The following is a 19,530-nucleotide window of genomic DNA, read 5'->3' as shown; positions in this document are numbered from 1 at the left end:
GCATGAAGCCCGCCCGGTCGATCCGGCGGGCTTTTTATCGGGTGCCGCCGTCGCGCGCGCCGTCGTTCATTCCGTCCGATCTCCATCATGTCCGCCACCTTCGAACGCAAGCTGATCACCCGTGATGCCCTCGTCGCGCTGCGCGCGTCGCTGCCGTCGCCCGTCGTGTTCACCAACGGCGTGTTCGACATCCTGCATCGCGGTCACGTCACGTATCTCGCCGATGCGAAAGCGCTCGGCGCCTGCCTGATCGTCGGCGTGAACAGCGATGCGTCGGTGCGCATGCTCGGCAAGGGCGACGACCGGCCGATCAACCGCGAAGAGGATCGTGCGGCCTTGCTGGCGGCGCTGGAAAGCGTCGACTGGGTCGTGACGTTCGCGGAAAAGACGCCCGTGTCGCTGATCGAGGCCGTCCGTCCGGACATCCTCGTGAAGGGCGGCGATTACGACATGGATGCGCTGCCGGAATCCGCGCTCGTGCGCGGCTGGGGCGGCCGGGCGCTGGCGATTCCGTTCGAGCACGATCGCTCGACCACTGCATTGCTGAAGAAGGTGCGCGCGCAACAGCCGTGAGCGCGACGCGGCGCCGTCACGGGGCGGACGCGGCGAGCGGTGCGGTCGTGACGGCCGGCGCCGCGATCGGGCCGCCGACGACGGGCTGGTCGGTCGCCCGCATGAGCGGTGTCACGCGCAATGCGTCGGGCCGCACCTGCCTCGTCAGCACGGCGGGTTCGCGCGGGCCGGCCGCGGGCAGCGGCCCGAACATGCCGCGCGCCACCACGAACGCGAGCATGTTGGCGAGAAAGAGAACAGCGATCAGCCAGCGCAGCATCGTCGAAACTCCTTGTCGTCATCGACGTAAATCACGTCGTTCAGTCGAGCCGGCCGCGTGGCCGGCTTTTTTCATGGCTTTCGTTGACCGTTCGTGCGGACCGCTGGGGCGGCACCGCGCGTATTGCATCGTCGGCGTGACGCGGGCCGGTCGGGCTCACTTTGGCCTGCGTCGGCATCGCGCCGGCCCGATGCCGACGCTTTTGCGTCAATCCTGCACCGTTGCCGGGCCGGCTGCCTCCGCTGCGATCAGCGCGAGCCCGGACAGGATCAGCGCGTCATGCCGCGTATGCGGGACCGTCAGCGCACGCGCGACGTCGTCCGCCGCACCGCCTGCCAGCACGAGCCGCACGGGCGCCTGCCACGCAGCGACGAGATCGCGCCACGCGCGTTCGATCAGGCCGGCCTGCGCGTACAGGCAGCCGGCCGACAGCGAGCGCGGCGTATCGATCTGGAACGGTTCGGCCTGCGCGTCCGCAAGCAGGCCGCTGGCGATATCGGTGGTCAGCGTCGGCAACTGCGCGGTGTGCGTGCCGAGCGCGCGCATCATCAGCGCCCAGCCCGGCGCGATCAGCCCGCCCGTGAAGCGGCCGTCCGCGCGCAACGCCTCGAGCGTCGTCGCGGTGCCGAACGTCGCGATCAGCAGATGCTCGCCAGGAAACGCCGCGTGCGCGCCGATCAGGCCGGCCCACCGGTCGCTGCCGAGCTGTTCGGGCGTCGTATAGCCGTTCGTCACGCCGCATTGCGCGGGCCGCGAGCGGATCGTCGTGCGCGGCAGGCTCGGCCAGCGCGCGTCGAGCAGCGCATCGATCCGTGCAGCCACGTCGGCGCCCGCGACGTTCGAGATCCACGCGCCGCGCGGCCGGGGCAGCATCGACCAGTCGGGATCGGCGCCGCCGTCGCGCGTATGGCCGAACGCGCCCGTGTCGACCAGTGTGCGCCGCGCGTCGGCGAGCGCCCACTTGATCCGGCTATTGCCGGCGTCGATCAGCAGGTACGGTTCGCTCATTGCGCTTCGCGCAGCGATACGTCGCCGGCCGCGATCGATTGCACGCCGCTCGGCGTGTCGAGCAGCAACTGGCCGGTCGCGTCGATGCCCGTCGCGATGCCGCGCGCGCGTTCGACGCCCTGTTCGAGCAGCACGACTTCGCGGCCCGCGTACGCGTGCAGCGCGTGCCAGCGCGGCAGGAACGGCGCGAGGCCCTCGGTGCCGAACTGCGCGAGCGCGGGCGTGAGTGCGTTCAGCGACGCGGCGAGCGTATCGGTGAGGTTCGCCGACGCGCACGCGATCGACAACGCGGCCGGCGGCAGCCCGCTCGCGAGCGTCGCTTCGCGCGCGCGCAGCGCGTCGACTTGCGCGGCGACGGCTTCCGCGCCGCGCACGTTGATGCCGAAGCCGATCACGACGGCGGTGGCGTCGGCGGTGGTCCAGACGGTTTCGATCAGGATCCCGGCGAGCTTGCCGACGATGCGCGGCGTGCCGTCGTCGTCGGCCGTCAGCAGCAGGTCGTTCGGCCATTTGAGCGCAACGCGCATGCAGGCGTCGAGCGGCAGCGTGGCCAGCCCCTCGGCGAGCGCGACGCCGATCGCGATGCTGAGGCCGCCGAGCGCATCGACGGTGCGCGGCACGATGCAGCCGACCGAGCACAGCAGCGCATTGCCGGGCTGCGCGAACCACGGGCGGCCCTGCCGGCCGCGGCCGGCCGTCTGCTCGAACGCGACGCGCACGAGCGGCGCGGGCAACGCGTTCGCGCTGCGCGGCAGCGCCTTGAGCCGCGTTGCGACGTCGGCGTTGGTCGAGCCGGTGGCGGCGACGATGTCGAGCGGCCACGCGCGCGGTGCGGCGTCCAGATGGGCCTCGAGCCGGTTGCGCGCGATGTGCGCGTCGCCGGATTCGGGTGTGTCGGAGGAGGTTGGGGCGTTCATGGCGCCTATTGTAGCGACAGGGGGCGTTGGCGCGTCGGCAAGCGGGGGAATGGTCATTTCCCCGGGAGGCAGGGGCCGATTGAAGTGCGACGCGTCGCGCGAATGCGCTTGTGCCGAATTGAGAGAAGTTGCATGCAGGTAGTTGTGCGCATGCGAGCTGGAATCAATGTAGCTCCGACATTCCGGTTGATCGATCGACGAAACATCGTCGACCGATATCGATCGGTCAGGATTTCGAATTCGTATGATGGATTTTCGTGTGGCGATCGTGCATTTTGGTGCGATGAGATTTGCACTGATAGCGACGAGAGGGAATCCGGATGAATGGTGGCGAGCAATGGTTACTCGAGTCTTCGTTGGTTGTTGTCGGCCGGTTGATGGTTAGCGGCGGCCTATATGCCGCTGGCAGGCCGACCGTTGTCAGATGCGCGACGCTCGGTGCTTTCACGGATGAGCGTTGCTCGGGCGCGATGAGCCGAGGTGATACCGCATGATCCGCTATTTCCTCGCCAAGGGCGATCGGGGCGGGAGCGCGACGATCACCGAGGGACTGGAATGTGTCACGTGTTCCAATCCGCCGCCACGTGTGCAGATCGCCACGCTCTACATGAAAACCTATTGCACGGCTTGCGAGCGGGTCGGGTTTGTCGCGCCGAAAGGACCGCGCTTGCCCGGCAGGGCACCGAATGGTCAGGGATGGGCGTTGAGTGGGGATATCAATGCATGCGGGTGCAGTCCGCCGCCTGTGTTCTATGCCGAGCGGGGCATGAGAATGCGGGTCGGTGACGGGGCGGCTGACCAGAAAGGGCTGGGAGAGGAACATTCTCACTCGCCCGTCGCTGGGGCGGAATGCGACGAGCAGTATGTATTGAAAAACGAGAAGACGGGGCAGCCCTTGGCATGCGTGCCGTATCGAATACATACCAGTTCCGGCCGGGTCTTCAGCGGTATGACTGATCGTGCCGGGCACACACAGCGCGTAGCGACGCGGCATTCGGAGAAACTGCGAATTGAAATAGTGGAGCATGGTCATGCCGCATGATGACTACGAATACGTGACCGTGCATGACTCGGCCATGACGAATACGACGCGTGGTTCGAAGGTTGAGCTTTTATTGGCAGTCGACGGGCCGCCGATCTGCAAAAACATGACCGATGCGGCATTTCGGAAGAAAGTCCTGACGTTGCGCGACGATGCCGTAAAAATAATCACGCAGCGAATTGACGAACTCGATGTCTGGAGAGAGCCTGCGCGGGCGAGAGTCAGAGAGTGGTTCGGGATTGCCGACGAACCCACTCGCGGGGTGCTGACGAACGGATTGGTGGCGTTGATCACAGTCATGAATGGATTGACGGCGAGGAATTTCGTTCGCTCCGATCCCGACCTTGATCGGGCTCTCGGCTGTACGCCGAATACCAAAAATCTAGACGGCGAAGTTGCGCACGTTTGCGGCCCCGATACCGCCACGCACACGATATCGATTTCCCCGAAGTTCTGTGAGCTTCCGGATACGAGTGCGGGTACGTTTTCCTCGATGCAACTGACCATTGTTCACGAGTGCGTGCACTTTCGGGATACATTCGGAGCGGTTGACTACAAGAACACCTATGGACAATTTCTCAGCAGGCGACTCGCCAAAGAGGCTTCGACAATGGCGATCAGGAATGCGGACAATATTGCGTGGTATATCTTGTGCATCGATTAGCCTTGCGGGGCTTTGTGCGTCAGGCGTCGTGTTTGCTTGTAGCTTTTCCTTGCAATATGCCAGTAAGCTCGACCGCGGCGTCGTGACCATTTCGAATGCTGACCGGATCGCGCTCGCCAGCTTGTTGGTTAGAGTTCGGGACAGTGCGGCCAATAACGGTCCCGTCGTGATCTACGGATATGCCGACGAGCACGAGCGAGACGCAATTTCGACCGCCCGTACTCGGGCCAATGCTGTCCGAGCGTATCTGCTCGATCTCGGCGTAGCAAAAGATCGGATTCACATGGACTCTAAAATCTGGCGAAGCAACTCCGTTGTTCCGTCGAGTGAACGCAATCAGATAGAGATAGAGTTCATTCCAGCGTGTTCATCGGAAGGTTGCGAGAATCCGTGCGGTACGGTCTTGCCGGAGCAGAAGTAACGACGTACGGTATTCGCATGCGAGATATCCCCGCAGTGGCGTTGCGTTGCGCCAGCGCTCCGTCTGCTTAGCGCTGCTTCTCCATCTGCTCCAGCGCCTTGATGTCCTCTTCGGACGTCATTTCGCAGGCCAGCAGCGTCTTGCCCTTCAGCGCCGGGCCCTGGCGGGCCGACACGAGGATCAGCGCGCCGCCCGGGCCGCGGACGGTCAGCCGGCGCGAATAGCCGACCGACGACGCGCCCAGCAGGCTGCCCTTCTCGCGGGTGAGCTGGTAGCGCTCGGCGAGCTGGCTGGCGACTTCGCCGTCGACGAGCACGCCGATGCCGGTACTGACGAACACCACGTGCTGCGTCGTGAAGCCGTCGCGGTGGATCGGCTCGGGCAGGCGGTAGACGGCAGCGCCCAGCATCGACTGGTCCGGCTTCGGATCGGTCGCCTTCGCGGTGTTGTAGATCGAATCCATCAGGTCCGACGTGAACGGTGGCTTGCAGAGCGCGGCGTTGAAGATGTCGTAGTGGGCGGGCGGTGCGGCGAGTGCCGCGAGCGGGGCGGCCGTGACCGAAATGACGGCCACGCCGAGGACGGCGCGAAGCCGCGACAGGCGATTGGACATGATGCGGTTCTCTCAGGTTTTATTGTGAGGCTGCATGTTAATGCATGGCGGCACGCGCATCGATCGACGCCCCGCGACCGATTCCGTTTCCGGACGATCGATGCGCAGGGCGTCGGATCAAGCCTGTCCCGGCCGAACCGCCGTCACGGCGCGACGACCGGATGCTTCAGCGCATGCGCGGTCTCGATCCACTGCGCGTGGAATTCGTCCGCGTCGGGCCGCAGCCCGAGTTCGCCGTTGCGATAGGCCATCGCGAGCGTCTGCACGGCTTCCGGCAGTTCATGCTCGGCGGCCCGGCGATACAGCGCGAGCGCGCGCGCTTCGTCGCGCGGCACGCCGCTGCCGTCGCGGTACGCGTTCGCGAGCATGAAGTCGGCGGCCGGAATGTCCGCGCGCGACGCGATGTCGAACCAGTGCGCGGCCTGCACCGGGTCGGCGGCGATGCCGTAGCCGCTGCGGTAGATCAGCCCGAGGTAATACGCGGCGGCCGGATCGCCGTTCGAAGCCGCCGCGCCGAGCAGCGCGCGGGCGCGCGCATAGTCTTTCGGCATGTCGCCACTGCCGAGCAGCAACGCCTTGCCGAGCGCGAGCTGCGCGCGCCGCGCAGCCGGCGCGTCGGCCTTGCCGTCGGCCGCCGCGGCCGTTTCCAGCCAGCCGCGTCCCTCGTCGCGCAGCCCCGGTTCATGCGCATCGGAGAGCGCGATGCCGAGCGCCGCCTGCGCGTCGCCCGAGCCGCGGCGCGCGAGCGTGCGCAACTGGGCGAGCGCATGCGGCTCGGTCGCCTGCGCGACCATCGCCTGCCATTCGTCGAGCTGCGCGGCGCTTGGCGCGGGGCCGCTGCCGCGCAGGCCGGTCGCCGCGACGACGGCCGCGACGGTCACGGCCGCCGCCGCGAGCAGCGCGGCCGGCGGGAGTTTCGCGCGCAGCATGCGCCGCGCGGCGGCGGCGAAGCCGGTTTCGGCGGGCCGCATCGTCCGGATCGGTTGCATCGCGTGTCTCATTGCGTGAGGTCGATCTCGTAGGTTGCGAGGTTCTTGCCCGAGCCATCGTCGGCCGCGATCTGCGTGATGCCGGTCAGGCCGGCCGCCGTCGCGTCGCCGAGGCGGTTCGGCGCGGACGCGAACCGTACGTGCGCGACCGAGCTTGCAAGCTTCGTGAAGCGCCAGCTGCGCTGCGCGCCGTCGGCCGCGCGCGTGATCGCGCCGCGCTTCTTGATGAACGCGATCAGCACGTCGCGGTTCGCGTCGGGCGACGCGAAGATCGTCTTGCTGCCATCGAGGCCCGGGAAGTTGCCGCCGCCGCTCGCGCGGTAGTTGTTGGTCGCGACGATGAACTGCGCGTTCGGGTCGATCGGCGCGCCCTTGTACGTCAGGTTCCGGATGCGGCTGCCGACCGGCTGCGTGACGTCGATTTCATAGGCGAGATCGGCCGACGTGAACATGTCGAAGTTGTAGCCGGGGAAGGTGCTGACGAGCGGTTGCACGGTGGCCTGGGTCGGGTCGATCGTGTTGAAGCGCTTCGCGGCCGTCTCGAGCCAGTTCTTCACGTCGGCGCCGCTCACCTTCACCGCGTACACGGTGTTCGGATACAGGTACAGGTCGGCCGCGTTGTTGATCGCGAGCGCGCCCGGCGCGACGTCGGTGTAGTCGGTGCCGCCGCCGAAGCCGCTCTTGAACGGCGCGCTGACCGACAGCACCGGCAGCGACGCGTATTGCGGCAGGTTCGCCTGCACGTAGGTCTTCACGTAGTCGGCCTGCGCCTCGTTGACGATCTGGATCGCGCCCGGATCGCCGACGTCCGCGAAGTACGAGTTCATCCGGTAGTCGGTCGAGCCGATCGGCGTCTTCACGTAGTCGATCGTCGCCTGGTGCTCGGCCGCGATCGCGGCGGAGACCGACGGGTCGGCCGCGACGTAGCTCTTGTCGGCGTTCTGGATCGGCCGCGCCTCGACGGTCGTCTGCGACTTGTCGACGATCCACGTCTTGCCGTCGAACTTCAGGCCGAGCTTGATCACGCCGAGGTGCTTGCCCCAGTAGTTGGCCATCACGGTCGGCACGCCGTTGACGGTGCCCTTGACCTTGTCGACGCCCGGCAGGTTGAATTGCGCCACGGTGCTGTTCGCGTCCGGGAACACCTGGTGCGAGTGGCCGATCAGCATCGCGTCGATGCCGGGCACCTTCGACAGCCACCAGCTGCCGTTTTCCATCGTCGGCGAGTACGCGGAATCGTCGAGGCCGCCGTGCGAGATCGCGACGACGAGATCGGCGCCCTTCGCGCGCATCTCCGGAATGTACTTCTCGGCCGCTTCCTTCAACCCGGTCGTGTAGACCTTGCCGTCGAGCCAGCGCTTGTCCCAGTTCATGATCGCGGGCGGCGTGAAGCCGATGATGCCGATCTTCACGGGCGCGCTGACCGTCTTGCCGTCCGGCGTCGTGGCCGTCACCGTGCGCGTCAGGATCGTGTATGGCGTGAACAGCGGCGCATTGGTCTTCGCGCTGATCACGTTCGCGAGCACCTGCGGGAAGTTCGGGCCCGCGCACTTCTTCTGCTGGGCCGGCGCCGGCAGGCCGTCGATCTCGAACGTGTTGCCGGTCACCTGCGACAGGTACGGCAGCCCGTAGTTGAACTCGTGGTTGCCGATCCCGCCGCCGTCGAATTTCGCGGCGTTCATCACCTTGTAGATCGCGAGCGTCTGGTCGCAGCCGACCGGCTTGACCAGCGCCTGGTAGTCCGCCAGCGCGGTGCCCTGGATCGTGTCGCCGTTGTCGAGCAGCAGCGTGTTCGGGTATTGCTTGCGCGCCTGCGCGATCAGCGTGGACACGCGTTCGAAGCCGAGCGAATTGTCGGCGGCGAGCTTGAAATAGTCGTACGACAGCACGTTGGTGTGCAGGTCGGTCGTCTCGAGCAGCGCGAGCGTGGCCGTCGTGCCGACGGGCGCCTGGGCTTCGGGCCGCGACGGCGGCGTGGCGGTGACGTCGTCGCCGCCGCAGCCGGCGAGGACGAAGGCGAGGCTGGCGAGCGCGGCGGCGGCCGGTACGCGGCGGCGGGAAAGCGGGGGGAGACGCATCGGATGTCCTGTTCGGTGTTCTGTTTTATGAAACGCGAGGTACGCACGAATGGCGGCGCGGCGCGCCGACGGCCTGAGGTGCGGCGCGTGAGAGTATCGAAAGGAAACGTGACGGAACAATGAAAGGTCGCGACGCCGGCCGCGAGCCGAGGTCCGCGTCGGTTCGGGCTGGTCCCGGCCAGCACCGGCCGGCACCGGCCCGGCGCCCGGGCTGCGCGCCCGAGCCCGGCGCCTCGATCGCGCGCCCCGCGTTCGGCGCCCCCGGCCCCGCGCCCCGGCTGCGCCTCCCGAGTTCGCGCCGCCGGCTGCGCAACCCGCCGAAATCCTCGCGTCGCGGCATCGGGCGGTTCGCTACAATGGCCGCTGTCATCCTTTTGCAAACAACCCGCCCTTGGACTTCGAGACTCCTCCCGGCCTGTCGGTCGATGCCGGCGGCCAGGGCCAGACGGTGCGCCTGACCGGACAGTGGACCGCGCTCTCGCTCGCGCGCAACCGCGGCGCCGTGGCGCGCCGCATCGCGAGCATCGCCAACGGGCGCGTGAGCGAATGGGATCTGTCCGGCATCGAGCGCCTCGACCACGTCGGTGGCCAGGCGCTGTGGCGCGTGTGGGGGCGCAAGCTGCCGGCCGGCGTCGCGCTGAGCGCCACGCAGCGCACGATCTTCGAGCGCATCGAACGCCTCGACAGCCAGCGCGAGGCGCCCGAGCGCATCGTGCGGTTCGATCCCGTCACGCGGCTCGGCCTGGCGATCTTCACGTTCGGCGAACACCTGCAGGGCGGCATCGCGATGTTCGGCCGCGTGGTCCTCGATGCGCTGTCGGTGCTGCGCCGCCCGCGGACGATGCCGTGGAAGGAAACCTCGGCGAACATCTACAGCGCCGGCGCGCAGGCGCTGCCGATCACCGCGCTCGTCGCGTTCCTGATCGGCATCGTGCTCAGCTACCTGTCCGCGCAGCAGTTGCAGATGTTCGGCGCGAACCGCTACATCGTGAACATCCTCGGGCTGTCGGTGATCCGCGAGCTCGGCCCCGTGCTGTCGGCGATCCTCGTCGCGGGCCGCTCGGGCTCGGCGATCACCGCGCAGATCGGCGTGATGCGCGTGACCGAGGAGCTCGACGCGATGCGCGTGATGGGCATCCCGCACGGGCTGCGGCTGATCCTGCCGCGCGTGCTCGCGCTCGGCGTCGCGATGCCGCTGCTCGTGATGTGGACCAACATCATCGCGCTGACGGGCGGCGCGCTCGCCGCGAAGCTGGTGCTCGGCATCGACATCAACTATTTCGTGCGCTCGCTGCCGGGCGTCGTGCCGATCGCGAACCTGTACATCGGGGTCGGCAAGGGCGTCGTGTTCGGCATGCTGATCGCGCTGGTCGCGTGCCATTTCGGCTTCCGCATCAAGGCGAACTCGCAGAGCCTCGGCGAAGGCACGACCACGTCGGTCGTGTCGTCGATCACGGTCGTGATCCTCGCCGACGCGGTGTTCGCGATCCTGTTCCAGAACGTGGGGCTCGGATGAACGCATCGAACGAACCGACCGCGCATGCCGCGGCGATCGGCGCCGGGTCGGTCGGCGCCGGGCCGGACGCGGCCGCCGATGCCGGCGACCTCGTGATCGAGGTGCGCAACCTGACCAAGCGCTACGGGCGCAACATCGTTCACCAGAAACTCGACTTCGACGTGCGGCGCGGCGAGATCGTGTCGATCGTCGGCGGGTCGGGTTCCGGCAAGACGACGCTCGTGCGCCAGATCCTCGGCCTCGAACGGCCAACGTCGGGCACGATCAAGGTGTTCGGCGAGGATACGGCGACGATCGACGATGCAAGCGCGCGGATGATGCGCACGCGTTCGGGGATGCTGTTCCAGCAGGGCGCGCTGTTCTCGTCGATGACGGTGTTCGACAACGTCGCGCAGCCGCTGCGCGAACTCGGCCGCGTGCCGCCCGACCTGCTGCACGACATCGTGATGCTGAAGCTCGAGATGGTCGGGCTGCCCTGCAAGCACGCGTCGAAGATGCCGGCCGCGCTGTCGGGCGGGATGGTGAAGCGGGTCGGCATCGCGCGCGCGATCGCGCTGGAGCCCGAGCTGCTGTTCCTCGACGAGCCGACGGCCGGCCTGGATCCGCAGGCGTCCGACGAATTCGTCGAGCTGATCGCGACGCTGCATCGCACGCTCGGGCTGACCGTCGTGATGGTGACGCACGACCTCGACACGATGGTCGCGCTGTCGACGCGCGTCGCGGTGCTGGCCGACCGCAAGGTGCTGGTCGCCGCGCCGGTCGAGGAGGCCGCGAACGTCGACCATCCGTTCATCCACGAATATTTCCTGGGGCTGCGCGGGCGCCGCGCATTGCAGGCGCTGCCGCCCGAGCGGCGCGCGAAGCTGCCGAAGGCGGCCCTCGAACCGGCGCTGTCGAGCGTCGAGCTGTAGAAGCAAGGAACCCGCGAATGGAAAACAAATCACATGCGTTCTGGGCCGGCCTGTTCACGATCGCGCTGACGCTCGCGATCGCGGGCACCGTGTTCTGGTTCAACGTCGACCGCACCGTGCGCGTGCCGTACGACCTGCTCGCGCGCACCAACGTGACGGGGCTGTTTCCGGACGCGGCCGTGCGCTTTCGCGGCCTCGACGTCGGCAAGGTGCAGTCGATCGGCTTCGATCGCACGCATCCGGGCCAGATCCGGATCCGCATCCTCGTCGATCACGACGCGCCGATCACGCAGTCGACCTACGGCAGCCTCGGCTTCCAGGGCGTGACCGGCATCGCGTTCGTGCAGCTCGAGGATACGGGGCGCGATCTGGCGCCGCTGCCGTCGTCCGCGAAGTCGATCGCGCAGATCCCGATGCGGCCGAGCCTGTTCGACCAGATCCAGGAGCGCGGCGACGTGCTGCTGCGGCAGCTCGAACTGGCCGCGAAGAGCGCGAACGCGCTGATGTCGCCCGAGATGCGCGAGCAGTTGCGCGCGACCGCCGAAAGCCTGCAGCACGCGGCCGACGGCGCCGCGACGCTGACGAAGCAGCTCGGCCCGGCCGTCACCGCGCTGCCGGAAACGATGCACGAGGTGAACCGCGCGATGGCGTCGGCGAATTCGCTGTTGCAGCCGAACGGGCCGCTCGTGTCGAACCTGAACAAGGCCGGCACGGCCGCCGAGCAGGTCGGCGTCGCGCTGAACGGCCTCAACGCGCGCGTGCAGTACGACACGCTGCCGCGCTTCAATGCGCTGGCGGACAGCGTCGGCGACGCGTCGCGGCAATTGAAGGACGTCGCCGGTGAACTTGGCCGCAACCCGCGCAGTCTGTTGTTCGGTTCGCCCGGCGCGGCGCCGGGGCCCGGCGAAGCGGGCTTCGTCTGGCCGGGCGCGACGGCCGGGAAGTGACGCCCGGAGGCCGCCTGTCGACCGTCCGGCCGGAAACGGCCGGGCACTGACGCTCATCGAAACCGCAAATCTCATGCAGGAACACGCCATGCCACGAATTCTTGACCGCGCGCTGCGCCCGGCCGCGGCCGCGCTGGCCGTACTGACGCTCGCACTCGCGGCCGGCTGCGCCGGCAACGACGCGGTGCTGTCGAACATCCGCTACGACCTCGGGCCCGCATCGTCGGTGACGACCGCCGGTTCGGGGCCCGCGCTGAAGGTGCTCGACGTCGCCGCGCCCGACGCGCTCGATTCCGACAAGTTCGCGTACCGCCTCGCGTACGCCGATGCGCAGCACGTGGCCGTCTATCGCGACAGCCGCTGGACCGCGCCGCCCGCGCAGTTGCTCACGCAGCGGCTGCGCGGCGCGCTGTCGTCGCGCGGGACGGTGCTCGAAGGCGCCGACGGCGTGCGTGCGCCGACGCTCAAGGTCGACCTGAGCGAATTCGAACAGGTCTTCGACGGGCAGTCGCAAAGCCACGGCGCGGTGACCGCGCGCGCGACGCTGATGCAGGACGGCAAGGTGCTCGGCCAGCGTACGTTCGTCGCGCGCGCGCCGTCGAGCACGCCCGACGCGGCCGGCGGCGCGCGTGCGCTCGCGGCGGCCAGCGACGAACTCGTGTCGCAGATCGCCGCGTGGGTCGGCGTGCAGGCGTACGCGGGCACGCCGTGACGCCCGACGTGCTGCCGCGATCGCATCCGCGATTGCATCCGCGATGAACGTGCCGGGCACGCATCGCGCGTCGCCGCTCGCGCGGCAGGCGTTTGCCGCCTATGCGGCGCTGATCGTCTATGCGTCGCTGTATCCGTTCGAAGGCTGGGTGTCGCTCGGCATCGGCCCGTTCGATTACCTGTTCGCGCCGATGCAGCGCTACGTGACCGTGTTCGACGTGGTCACGAACGTGCTCGGTTATCTGCCGTTCGGCGCGCTCGGCGTGCTCGCGCTGCACCCGCGCTGGCGCGGCGTGGCCGCGACGCTGATCGCGGGCGGGCTCGGCGTGCTGCTGTCGGGCACGATGGAAGCGCTGCAGACCTACCTGCCGACGCGCGTCGCGTCGAATCTCGACCTCGGCGCCAATGCGCTCGGCGCGCTGCTGGGCGCGGCGCTGGCCGCACCGGCCACCGGCGCGCTCCTCGACCGCGGCGCACTGCGCCGGCTGCGCTTCGCATGGCTGGAGGCCGACGGTTCGACGCCGCTGCTGCTCGCCGCGCTGTGGCCGTTCGCGATCGTGTTTCCGTCGCCGTTCCTGTTCGGCATCGGCGACTGGCCGGCCGCGCTGTGGGAGCGCGCCGACGCGTCGATGCAGGACGCGCTGCTCGCCTGGCTGCCGGCCGCGTGGCACGTCAGCGAATGGCCCGAGCGGGTCGACGGCTGGCTGTCCGATTCCGCGTGGGAAGCGGTGCTCGGCGGGATGATGCTGTTCGCCGCGCTGGCGATCGCGTCGCTCGCGATGCGCCCGCGTGCGCCGCGCATCCGGCTGCTGATCGCGCTGGTGGTCGCCACGCTCGTGCTGAAGGCGGCCGCGACGTTCATGCAGTCGGCCACCGGCCTCGTCGTCGTGTGGGCGACGCCCGGCGCGCGGCTCGGCATCGAGCTCGGTTTCGCGGCGGCGCTCGTCGCATTGCGCGTGCCGGCGACGTGGCGCGCGCTGCTCGCCGCGTTCGCGCTGCTGGCCGGCGTCGCGCTCGTGAACCTGCTGCCGGTCAACCCGTTCTTCGACTTCACGCTGTCGGGGTGGCGGCAGGGCCGCTACGTGCACTTCAACAGCATCGCGCGCTGGCTCGCATGGATCTGGCCCTACGCGGCGCTGATCTGGCTCGGCCAGCGGGTCGAGCACGCGTGGCTGCCGGCCGTGCTGCGCCGCTGACACGGCAGCCCGGGCCGCACGGCGGCGGCCGTGGCGCGGGCAGCCGCGTGCGCCGCTCGCTATAATCGTCCGCATCCTCCGTTGCCGCCTCGCGCAACGGCAATTCATCGCCCTTCTTTGCGCACGGCCTCGTGCCGGGCCGCTCGTCATCACCATGGATTTCTACTACCAGCACCACGTCTTCTTCTGCCTGAACCAGCGCGATCCGGGCGCCGAGCGCCCGAGCTGCGCGCAATGCAATGCGCAGACCATGCAGGAATACGCGAAAAAGCGCGTGAAGGAACTCGGCCTCGCGGGGGCCGGCAAGGTGCGCATCAACAAGGCCGGCTGCCTCGACCGCTGCGAGGAAGGGTCGGTGATGGTCGTGTATCCGGAAGGCACGTGGTACACGTACGTCGACCAGGCCGACATCGACGAGATCGTCGAATCGCACCTGCGCGACGGCAAGGTCGTCGACCGCCTGAAGATCTGAGCGGGCCGGCCGAATGAACGTTCATACGCAGAAATCGCTGATCGCGGGCCCGATCGGCCAGATCGAGATCGCGGTCGACCTGCCCGACGCCGTGCGCGAAGGCGGCGCCGTGCCGCGCGGCATCGCGCTCGTCGCGCATCCGCACCCGCTGTTCGGCGGCACGATGGACAACAAGGTCGCGCAGACGCTCGCGCGCACGCTCGTGCAACTGAACTACGTCGTCTACCGGTCGAACTTCCGTGGGGTCGGCGCGACCGAAGGCGTGCACGACAACGGCACGGGCGAAGCCGACGACCTGCTCGCGGTGCTCGCGCACATGCGCGCGCAGCCCGCGTACGCGGACCTGCCGCTCGTGCTCGCGGGCTTCTCGTTCGGCACCTTCGTGCTGTCGCACGTCGCGAAGCGCCTGCGCGACGCGGGCGAGACGATCGAGCGGATGGTGTTCGTCGGCACGGCCGCGAGCCGCTGGCACGTGGCCGACGTGCCCGAGAACACGCTCGTGATCCACGGCGAAACCGACGACACGGTGCCGATCGCGTCGGTGTACGACTGGGCGCGGCCGCAGGAGCTGCCGGTCGTCGTGATCCCCGGCGCCGAGCATTTCCTCCATCGCAAGCTGCACGTGCTGAAGCGCATCATCGTCGACGCGTGGCGTTAGCCCGCTTGCAGGCGCCGGCGTAAGCGCCGGCGGCCCGTACCGCGCACCGGCGCCCGGCCGGACGATGCGCGATCCTTCCCGAAGCTTCATGCGACATCGCGCCGCCTGCCGCACGGCGGCGCAACCCGGCTTGCACGCCGCCTGCGGCCGCCTTTCACGCGGCTTCGAGCACGCGCGCCCGCCGCATTCCCGTGCCATGCTCTCGCAACGGGTAGTCGGGCGTTCGCGGCCGGGTTCGCAAAAGCGCCGTGCGCGGCCACGTATAATGGCCGCTTTCGCGTTGCCCGCGGCCCGGCTGGGCCCATGCGGCGCTCGTTTCGCCGCCTGTCCGCCCGCTCGCGACGGCCGCGAACCGAACGCGCCCGCACGAGTCCAACCGGCGCGTTTCGCGTCGCCCGACGGTATCGGGCGAATGCCCGACACGCCCGCCGCCTTGCCGTTCAACCCTGCGCGTTTCGCACCGCACTTTCTGCCATCAGCCTGAATCGATCATGCGTCTGTCTTCCCAAGGCCTCAAGTCCCTCGCTTCCTCCATCGCCTTCAGCACGGCCGCGCGCAACGTCGCGCTCGGCGTGATGCTGCCCGTCGCGCTCGCATCGACGATCGTCGTCGCCGAGGCGAAGCCGGCCGCCAAGGCCAAGGCCGCGCATGCGGCGCCGGCCGCCGAGCAGTCCACCGGCGCGCCCGCGACCTACATGCCGGGCGCGGTGCCGCCGCCGGGCGTGAACGCACGCTCGTGGGTGCTCGTCGACGCGACCAGCAACACGGTGCTCGCATCGGGCAATGCGGACGAACGCGTCGAGCCGGCGTCGCTGACGAAGCTGATGACGGCCTACCTCGTGTTCGAGGCGCTCGACAAGAAGAAGATCTCGATGGAGCAGATCGTCACGCCGAGCGACGCGGTGCGCCGCGTCGGCCGCGACGAGTCGCGCATGTTCATCGAGGCGAACAAGCCGGTGTCCGTGCACGACCTTGTGTACGGGATGATCATCCAGTCGGGCAACGACGCCGCGATCGCGCTGGCCGAACTGGTCGGCGGCAGCGAAGGGCAGTTCGTCACGCTGATGAACGACGAGGCGGCGCGCCTCGGCATGAAGGGCACGCACTTCGCCGACGTGAACGGCATGCCCGACCCGAACCACTACACGACGGCCGGCGACCTCGCGAAGCTGTCGGCCCACCTGATCCGCGATTTTCCGCAGTACTACGGCATCTTCTCGGAGAAGGAATTCAAGTACAACAACATCCGCCAGGGCAACCGCAACCGGCTGCTGTGGCTGGATCCGACCGTCGACGGCCTGAAGACGGGCCACACGCAGGCGGCCGGTTACTGCCTGATCGCATCGGCGAAGCGCGCGATCCCGGGCGTCGACGGCCAGCGCCGCCTGGTGTCGGTGATGATGGGCGAGCCGAAGGAAGGCGACCGTACGCAGGACAGCATGAAGATGCTGAACTACGGCTACAGCGCGTTCGATTCGGTGCGCCTGTTCAAGGGCGGCCAGGCGATCTCGACGCCGCGCGTCTACAAGGGCAAGGACAACACCGTGCAGGTCGGCGTGACGGCCGACCAGTGGGCGACCGTGCCGCGCGGCCTCGGCGACAAGGTCAAGACCGAGGTCGACGTCAACGCGCCGCTGATCGCACCGCTCGCGCAAGGCCAGCAGGTCGGCACCGTGAAGATCGTCGCCGACGGCAAGACGCTGTCCGAATTCCCGGTCGTCGCGCTGCAGGCGGTGCCGGAAGCGGGTATCTTCGGACGTATCTGGGACTCGATCCTGCTGATGTTCAGCAAGAAGAAGTAAGCACGACGGGCCTTTGTTTTCACGACTTCATCCCCATCTGTCACAGCCATGAGCCAAGCCGAATTCGAACCGATCGTCTACCTCAGCGTCTCGGCGCAGGAGGAACTGGTACCGCTGTCCGAAGCCCGTGTGCCGGTGCTCGACCGCGGGTTCATCTTCGGCGACGGCGTGTATGAAGTCGTCCCCGTCTATGCGCACGACGGCGCGCACGTGCCGTTCCGGATCGAACAGCATCTGGAGCGGCTCGCGCGCAGCCTGAAGAAGATCGGCATCGACGATCCGCACGACGCGGCCGGCTGGCGCGCGCTGATCGAGCGGGTGGTCGCGGCGAACGCCGAGGGCCTCGGCGACGGCAACGCGCTCGTCTACCTGCAGGTGACGCGCGGCGTCGCGAAGCGCGGCCACGCGTTCCCGGCGAACGCGGTGCCGACGGTGTTCGCGATGGCGAGCCCGCTGCGGCTGCCGTCGGAAGCGGAGCGCGCGAAGGGCGTGCGCTGCGTGACGGCCGAGGATCGCCGCTGGCTGCATTGCGACATCAAGTCGATCTCGCTGCTCGGCAACGTGTTGATGGCGCAGCATGCGGCCGAACGCGACGCGTTCGAGACAATCCAGCTGCGCGACGACAACGTGACCGAAGGTTCGTCGTCGAACGTGTGGATCGTGAAGAACGGCGAGCTGTTCGCGCCGCCGCGCAGCAACAAGATCCTCGAAGGGATCCGCTACGCGCTGGTCGAGCAACTGGCCGAAGAATGCGGGATCCGGTTCGTCGCGCGCGAGATCAGCGAGGTCGAGCTGCGTTCGGCCGACGAGATCATGCTGACGTCGGCCACCAAGGAAATCCTGCCTGTTACGTCGCTCGACGATCTGCCCGTGCAGGGCGGCAAGCCGGGCCCCGTGTTCGCGGCGCTGTATGACGCGTACCAGCGTGCGAAGGCGCGCGAATTTGAACAGTTTGACCTGACCCGGAGAAAATGATGAGCGAACCGACCAAAACCGTCGAGGTGACCGGCGCGATCGAGACCCGGAAGGAGTCGCTGCTGGAGTTTCCGTGCGATTTCCCGATCAAGATCATGGGCAAGGCGCACCCCGAATTCAAGGACACGATCTTCAAGGTCGTGGCCGTTCACGACAACGAGATCGACGTCGAGAAGATCGAGGAGCGCGCATCGAGCGGCGGCAATTACACGGGCCTCACGATCACCGTGCGCGCGACGAGCCAGGAACAGCTCGACAACATCTACCGCGCGCTGACCGGCCATCCGATGGTCAAGGTCGTTCTTTAAGCGCCCATTCGGCGCGGGGTCAGCGCAAACGGCCGCTGATCCCTTTCCATCCTCCCTCCAGCGCGCACTCGGCGGGGCATTTCCCCGCCGCGCGCCGCGCGTCCAGCTCGTCGCACAGCCGCTTGTATTCGGCGACTTCCTCGAACAGCCAGGTCCTGAACGCCTGCACGCGCGGCGTGTTCAAGAGCGGCGGCGGACACACGAAAAAGTAGTGCCACGGGCTCGGCCCGTCGATGTCGAACAGGCGCACGATGCGCCCGTCGAGCAGGTCGTGCACCGCGAGCGAGCGGCGCACCAGCGCGATGCCCTGGCCTTCGATCGCGGCCAGCAGCAGGTTCGACGAATCCTGGTACAGAATCCCCCGTTTCGGCTCGGTCAGCGTATCGAGCCCGGCCGCGTCGAACCACGGCCGCCACAGCTCGTCGTCCGAGCGCAGCAGCGGGTAGTGCGCGAGATCGGCGGGCGTCTGCGGCAGCTTGCCGCCGTTCAGCGTCGGCGCGCACGCCGGAAAGAACACCTCCTCGAACAGCGGCTCCACGTGCAGCCCCGGATAGCTGCCGAAGCCGAAGCGGATCGCGAGATCGACGTCGTCGCGCGCGAAGTCGGTGAGCGAGTTGGTCGACTGCAGCTCGACGTCGATTTCAGGGTGGCGCTCGATGAACGTGCCGATGCGCGGCGTGATGAAGCGCGCGGCGAACGACGACAGCATCGAGACCACCAGCCGCCGGTCGCGGTCGCTCGCGCGCACGTCGCGTGTCGCGTCGGCGATCGCCATCAGCGCGGTGCGGATCTGCTGCGCGTAGCGCATGCCGGCGTCGGTCAGGCACAGCCGCTTGCCGTTGCGCGTGAACAGCTGCACGCCGAGCTCTTCCTCGAGCGCGCGCACCTGGTGGCTGACCGCGCCGTGCGTGACGAACAGCTCGTCGGCGGCGCGCGAGAAGTTCTCGTGGCGGGCGGCGGCTTCGAACGCGCGAATCGCGTTCAGCGGCGGCAGCTGGCGGAGGTCCATTTGCTAATTTTCCTCACATCGACGTGAAAATTGGTCGTTTGGTCGGACACCTTCAAGTGACTAGGATTGTAGTCATCGAAGCACTTATTGGCGGAGTCGATCATGCAAGAAATCTCTTCAAGCATCACCTTCGAAATTCCCGCGGGCGAGACCGTGCCGATGAAGGTGCAACGCAGCACGCGGCTGGTCGTCCAGTGCGGGCCGGTGTGGGCGACGCGCAGCAACGACGTCGACGACTACTTCCTGGCCGACGGCGAGACGCTGAAGCTGCGCCGCGGCGAGCGGCTGTGGCTCAGCGCGGAAGGTCGCGAGGGCGCACGCGTCGCGTTCTCGGTGTCGCGGCCGCCGCGGGAAGTCGCGCTCGGCGGGCTGTCCCGGCTGCGCGAGCGCGTGAGCGCGCTGCTGCACGACGGCTGGCGCACCGTCTGACCATCGTTTCATCCGACGGATATCGGCGATCC

At 68.2% G+C, this 19,530-nt stretch carries 22 protein-coding genes; 15 read left to right on the top strand and 7 right to left on the bottom strand.

All coding sequences use genetic code 11. The annotated features are described in order from the left end of the window. The first annotated feature begins 87 nt into the window (after positions 1-87). Positions 88-573 (top strand): D-glycero-beta-D-manno-heptose 1-phosphate adenylyltransferase, encoded by a 486-nt coding sequence (gene rfaE2, locus CFB89_RS15200; RefSeq protein WP_006497810.1) that lies wholly within the window; start codon positions 88-90, stop codon positions 571-573. A 16-nt stretch (positions 574-589) separates the two neighbouring features. Here the strand turns inward: rfaE2 and CFB89_RS15195 are convergent, their stop codons facing one another. From CFB89_RS15195 to CFB89_RS15185, 3 genes are all read right to left on the bottom strand, one after another. Then, positions 590-832 (bottom strand): hypothetical protein, encoded by a 243-nt coding sequence (locus tag CFB89_RS15195; protein ID WP_089468567.1) that lies wholly within the window; start codon positions 830-832, stop codon positions 590-592. A 207-nt stretch (positions 833-1,039) separates the two neighbouring features. Beyond that, complete coding sequence (locus CFB89_RS15190; protein WP_089468566.1) at positions 1,040-1,840, bottom strand: type III pantothenate kinase; 801 nt, start codon at positions 1,838-1,840, stop codon at positions 1,040-1,042. Next, the gene (locus CFB89_RS15185) at positions 1,837-2,757 is read right to left on the bottom strand and encodes a biotin--[acetyl-CoA-carboxylase] ligase (protein WP_089468565.1); all 921 of its coding nucleotides are present in this window, start codon (positions 2,755-2,757) and stop codon (positions 1,837-1,839) included. Before CFB89_RS15185 ends, CFB89_RS15190 begins: the two co-directional genes overlap by 4 nt. A 490-nt stretch (positions 2,758-3,247) precedes the next feature. Here CFB89_RS15185 and CFB89_RS15180 point away from each other — a divergent pair, with 490 nt between their 5' ends. From CFB89_RS15180 to CFB89_RS35770, 3 genes are read left to right on the top strand one after another with little or no spacing between them, the layout of a single operon-like run. Next, positions 3,248-3,799: a hypothetical protein gene (locus CFB89_RS15180; protein WP_089468564.1), complete on the top strand. Its 552-nt coding sequence runs from the start codon at positions 3,248-3,250 to the stop codon at positions 3,797-3,799. Beyond that, positions 3,789-4,463 (top strand): M35 family metallo-endopeptidase, encoded by a 675-nt coding sequence (locus tag CFB89_RS15175; RefSeq protein ID WP_179233443.1) that lies wholly within the window; start codon positions 3,789-3,791, stop codon positions 4,461-4,463. The genes CFB89_RS15180 and CFB89_RS15175 overlap by 11 nt, the downstream gene beginning before the upstream one ends. Continuing rightward, on the top strand, positions 4,366-4,884 hold the full coding sequence (locus CFB89_RS35770) for an OmpA family protein (protein WP_089468562.1): 519 nt from the start codon (positions 4,366-4,368) through the stop codon (positions 4,882-4,884). Before CFB89_RS15175 ends, CFB89_RS35770 begins: the two co-directional genes overlap by 98 nt. A gap of 67 nt (positions 4,885-4,951) precedes the next feature. On the opposite strand, the gene CFB89_RS15165 is transcribed toward CFB89_RS35770, so the two are convergent. The 3 genes from CFB89_RS15165 to CFB89_RS15155 all read right to left on the bottom strand — a co-directional run bounded on the left by CFB89_RS15165 (position 4,952) and on the right by CFB89_RS15155 (position 8,564). Next, positions 4,952-5,497: a hypothetical protein gene (locus CFB89_RS15165; RefSeq protein WP_089468561.1), complete on the bottom strand. Its 546-nt coding sequence runs from the start codon at positions 5,495-5,497 to the stop codon at positions 4,952-4,954. Between the two features lie 143 nt (positions 5,498-5,640). Further along, positions 5,641-6,486, bottom strand: a complete 846-nt coding sequence (locus tag CFB89_RS15160) for a tetratricopeptide repeat protein (protein ID WP_089468560.1) — start codon at positions 6,484-6,486, stop codon at positions 5,641-5,643. A gap of 8 nt (positions 6,487-6,494) precedes the next feature. Beyond that, positions 6,495-8,564 carry a bifunctional 2',3'-cyclic-nucleotide 2'-phosphodiesterase/3'-nucleotidase gene (locus CFB89_RS15155; protein ID WP_089468559.1) on the bottom strand — a complete coding sequence of 690 codons (2,070 nt, stop codon included), beginning with the start codon at positions 8,562-8,564 and terminating at the stop codon, positions 6,495-6,497. A 391-nt stretch (positions 8,565-8,955) separates the two neighbouring features. Between CFB89_RS15155 and CFB89_RS15150 the strand changes: the two genes are divergently transcribed. The 10 genes from CFB89_RS15150 to CFB89_RS15105 all read left to right on the top strand — a co-directional run bounded on the left by CFB89_RS15150 (position 8,956) and on the right by CFB89_RS15105 (position 18,060). Further along, on the top strand, positions 8,956-10,080 hold the full coding sequence (locus CFB89_RS15150; protein WP_089468558.1) for an ABC transporter permease: 1,125 nt from the start codon (positions 8,956-8,958) through the stop codon (positions 10,078-10,080). Next, positions 10,077-10,991: an ABC transporter ATP-binding protein gene (locus CFB89_RS15145; RefSeq protein WP_089468557.1), complete on the top strand. Its 915-nt coding sequence runs from the start codon at positions 10,077-10,079 to the stop codon at positions 10,989-10,991. The genes CFB89_RS15150 and CFB89_RS15145 overlap by 4 nt, the downstream gene beginning before the upstream one ends. Before the next feature lie 17 nt (positions 10,992-11,008). After that, positions 11,009-11,938 carry an MlaD family protein gene (locus tag CFB89_RS15140; protein WP_089468556.1) on the top strand — a complete coding sequence of 310 codons (930 nt, stop codon included), beginning with the start codon at positions 11,009-11,011 and terminating at the stop codon, positions 11,936-11,938. Positions 11,939-12,026: 88 nt separating this feature from the next. Further along, entirely contained in the window at positions 12,027-12,650 is a 624-nt protein-coding gene (locus CFB89_RS15135; protein ID WP_089468798.1) for an ABC-type transport auxiliary lipoprotein family protein, read from the top strand. A gap of 43 nt (positions 12,651-12,693) precedes the next feature. Continuing rightward, positions 12,694-13,845 carry a VanZ family protein gene (locus tag CFB89_RS15130; RefSeq protein ID WP_089468555.1) on the top strand — a complete coding sequence of 384 codons (1,152 nt, stop codon included), beginning with the start codon at positions 12,694-12,696 and terminating at the stop codon, positions 13,843-13,845. 154 nt (positions 13,846-13,999) lie between these two features. Next, on the top strand, positions 14,000-14,317 hold the full coding sequence (locus CFB89_RS15125) for a ferredoxin (protein ID WP_089468554.1): 318 nt from the start codon (positions 14,000-14,002) through the stop codon (positions 14,315-14,317). Between the two features lie 13 nt (positions 14,318-14,330). Further along, positions 14,331-14,975, top strand: coding sequence for an alpha/beta hydrolase (locus CFB89_RS15120; RefSeq protein ID WP_089468553.1), 645 nt, complete (start codon positions 14,331-14,333; stop codon positions 14,973-14,975). 491 nt (positions 14,976-15,466) lie between these two features. Further along, the gene (locus CFB89_RS15115) at positions 15,467-16,777 is read left to right on the top strand and encodes a D-alanyl-D-alanine carboxypeptidase family protein (protein ID WP_089468552.1); all 1,311 of its coding nucleotides are present in this window, start codon (positions 15,467-15,469) and stop codon (positions 16,775-16,777) included. A gap of 48 nt (positions 16,778-16,825) precedes the next feature. Then, positions 16,826-17,752: a D-amino acid aminotransferase gene (locus CFB89_RS15110; RefSeq protein ID WP_089468551.1), complete on the top strand. Its 927-nt coding sequence runs from the start codon at positions 16,826-16,828 to the stop codon at positions 17,750-17,752. Then, positions 17,752-18,060, top strand: coding sequence for a YbeD family protein (locus CFB89_RS15105; protein ID WP_011546305.1), 309 nt, complete (start codon positions 17,752-17,754; stop codon positions 18,058-18,060). The genes CFB89_RS15110 and CFB89_RS15105 overlap by 1 nt, the downstream gene beginning before the upstream one ends. Positions 18,061-18,079: 19 nt before the next feature. Here the strand turns inward: CFB89_RS15105 and CFB89_RS15100 are convergent, their stop codons facing one another. Then, on the bottom strand, positions 18,080-19,069 hold the full coding sequence (locus CFB89_RS15100; RefSeq protein WP_089468550.1) for a transcriptional regulator GcvA: 990 nt from the start codon (positions 19,067-19,069) through the stop codon (positions 18,080-18,082). A 102-nt stretch (positions 19,070-19,171) separates the two neighbouring features. Here CFB89_RS15100 and CFB89_RS15095 point away from each other — a divergent pair, with 102 nt between their 5' ends. Further along, complete coding sequence (locus tag CFB89_RS15095) at positions 19,172-19,498, top strand: DUF2917 domain-containing protein (RefSeq protein ID WP_089468797.1); 327 nt, start codon at positions 19,172-19,174, stop codon at positions 19,496-19,498. Positions 19,499-19,530 lie beyond the last annotated feature (32 nt).

Origin of the sequence: Burkholderia sp. AU16741, from assembly GCF_002223345.1 — a bacterium.
Taxonomy (GTDB): Bacteria; Pseudomonadota; Gammaproteobacteria; order Burkholderiales; family Burkholderiaceae; genus Burkholderia; species Burkholderia sola.
The sequence above is the reverse complement of the archived record's forward strand: the minus strand, read 5'-3'. Positions and strand labels throughout refer to the sequence as shown.

Excerpts from the sequence above, each read along its gene's own strand:
- rfaE2 (WP_006497810.1), top strand. The coding sequence starts at position 88 with ATGTCCGCCACCTTCGAACGCAAGCTGATCACCCGTGATGCCCTCGTC.
- CFB89_RS15195 (WP_089468567.1), bottom strand. The coding sequence starts at position 832 with ATGCTGCGCTGGCTGATCGCTGTTCTCTTTCTCGCCAACATGCTCGCG.
- CFB89_RS15190 (WP_089468566.1), bottom strand. The coding sequence starts at position 1,840 with ATGAGCGAACCGTACCTGCTGATCGACGCCGGCAATAGCCGGATCAAG.
- CFB89_RS15185 (WP_089468565.1), bottom strand. The coding sequence starts at position 2,757 with ATGAACGCCCCAACCTCCTCCGACACACCCGAATCCGGCGACGCGCAC.
- CFB89_RS15180 (WP_089468564.1), top strand. The coding sequence starts at position 3,248 with ATGATCCGCTATTTCCTCGCCAAGGGCGATCGGGGCGGGAGCGCGACG.
- CFB89_RS15175 (WP_179233443.1), top strand. The coding sequence starts at position 3,789 with ATGCCGCATGATGACTACGAATACGTGACCGTGCATGACTCGGCCATG.
- CFB89_RS35770 (WP_089468562.1), top strand. The coding sequence starts at position 4,366 with ATGGACAATTTCTCAGCAGGCGACTCGCCAAAGAGGCTTCGACAATGG.
- CFB89_RS15165 (WP_089468561.1), bottom strand. The coding sequence starts at position 5,497 with ATGTCCAATCGCCTGTCGCGGCTTCGCGCCGTCCTCGGCGTGGCCGTC.
- CFB89_RS15160 (WP_089468560.1), bottom strand. The coding sequence starts at position 6,486 with ATGCAACCGATCCGGACGATGCGGCCCGCCGAAACCGGCTTCGCCGCC.
- CFB89_RS15155 (WP_089468559.1), bottom strand. The coding sequence starts at position 8,564 with ATGCGTCTCCCCCCGCTTTCCCGCCGCCGCGTACCGGCCGCCGCCGCG.
- CFB89_RS15145 (WP_089468557.1), top strand. The coding sequence starts at position 10,077 with ATGAACGCATCGAACGAACCGACCGCGCATGCCGCGGCGATCGGCGCC.
- CFB89_RS15140 (WP_089468556.1), top strand. The coding sequence starts at position 11,009 with ATGGAAAACAAATCACATGCGTTCTGGGCCGGCCTGTTCACGATCGCG.
- CFB89_RS15135 (WP_089468798.1), top strand. The coding sequence starts at position 12,027 with ATGCCACGAATTCTTGACCGCGCGCTGCGCCCGGCCGCGGCCGCGCTG.
- CFB89_RS15130 (WP_089468555.1), top strand. The coding sequence starts at position 12,694 with ATGAACGTGCCGGGCACGCATCGCGCGTCGCCGCTCGCGCGGCAGGCG.
- CFB89_RS15125 (WP_089468554.1), top strand. The coding sequence starts at position 14,000 with ATGGATTTCTACTACCAGCACCACGTCTTCTTCTGCCTGAACCAGCGC.
- CFB89_RS15120 (WP_089468553.1), top strand. The coding sequence starts at position 14,331 with ATGAACGTTCATACGCAGAAATCGCTGATCGCGGGCCCGATCGGCCAG.
- CFB89_RS15115 (WP_089468552.1), top strand. The coding sequence starts at position 15,467 with ATGCGTCTGTCTTCCCAAGGCCTCAAGTCCCTCGCTTCCTCCATCGCC.
- CFB89_RS15110 (WP_089468551.1), top strand. The coding sequence starts at position 16,826 with ATGAGCCAAGCCGAATTCGAACCGATCGTCTACCTCAGCGTCTCGGCG.
- CFB89_RS15105 (WP_011546305.1), top strand. The coding sequence starts at position 17,752 with ATGAGCGAACCGACCAAAACCGTCGAGGTGACCGGCGCGATCGAGACC.
- CFB89_RS15100 (WP_089468550.1), bottom strand. The coding sequence starts at position 19,069 with ATGGACCTCCGCCAGCTGCCGCCGCTGAACGCGATTCGCGCGTTCGAA.
- CFB89_RS15095 (WP_089468797.1), top strand. The coding sequence starts at position 19,172 with ATGCAAGAAATCTCTTCAAGCATCACCTTCGAAATTCCCGCGGGCGAG.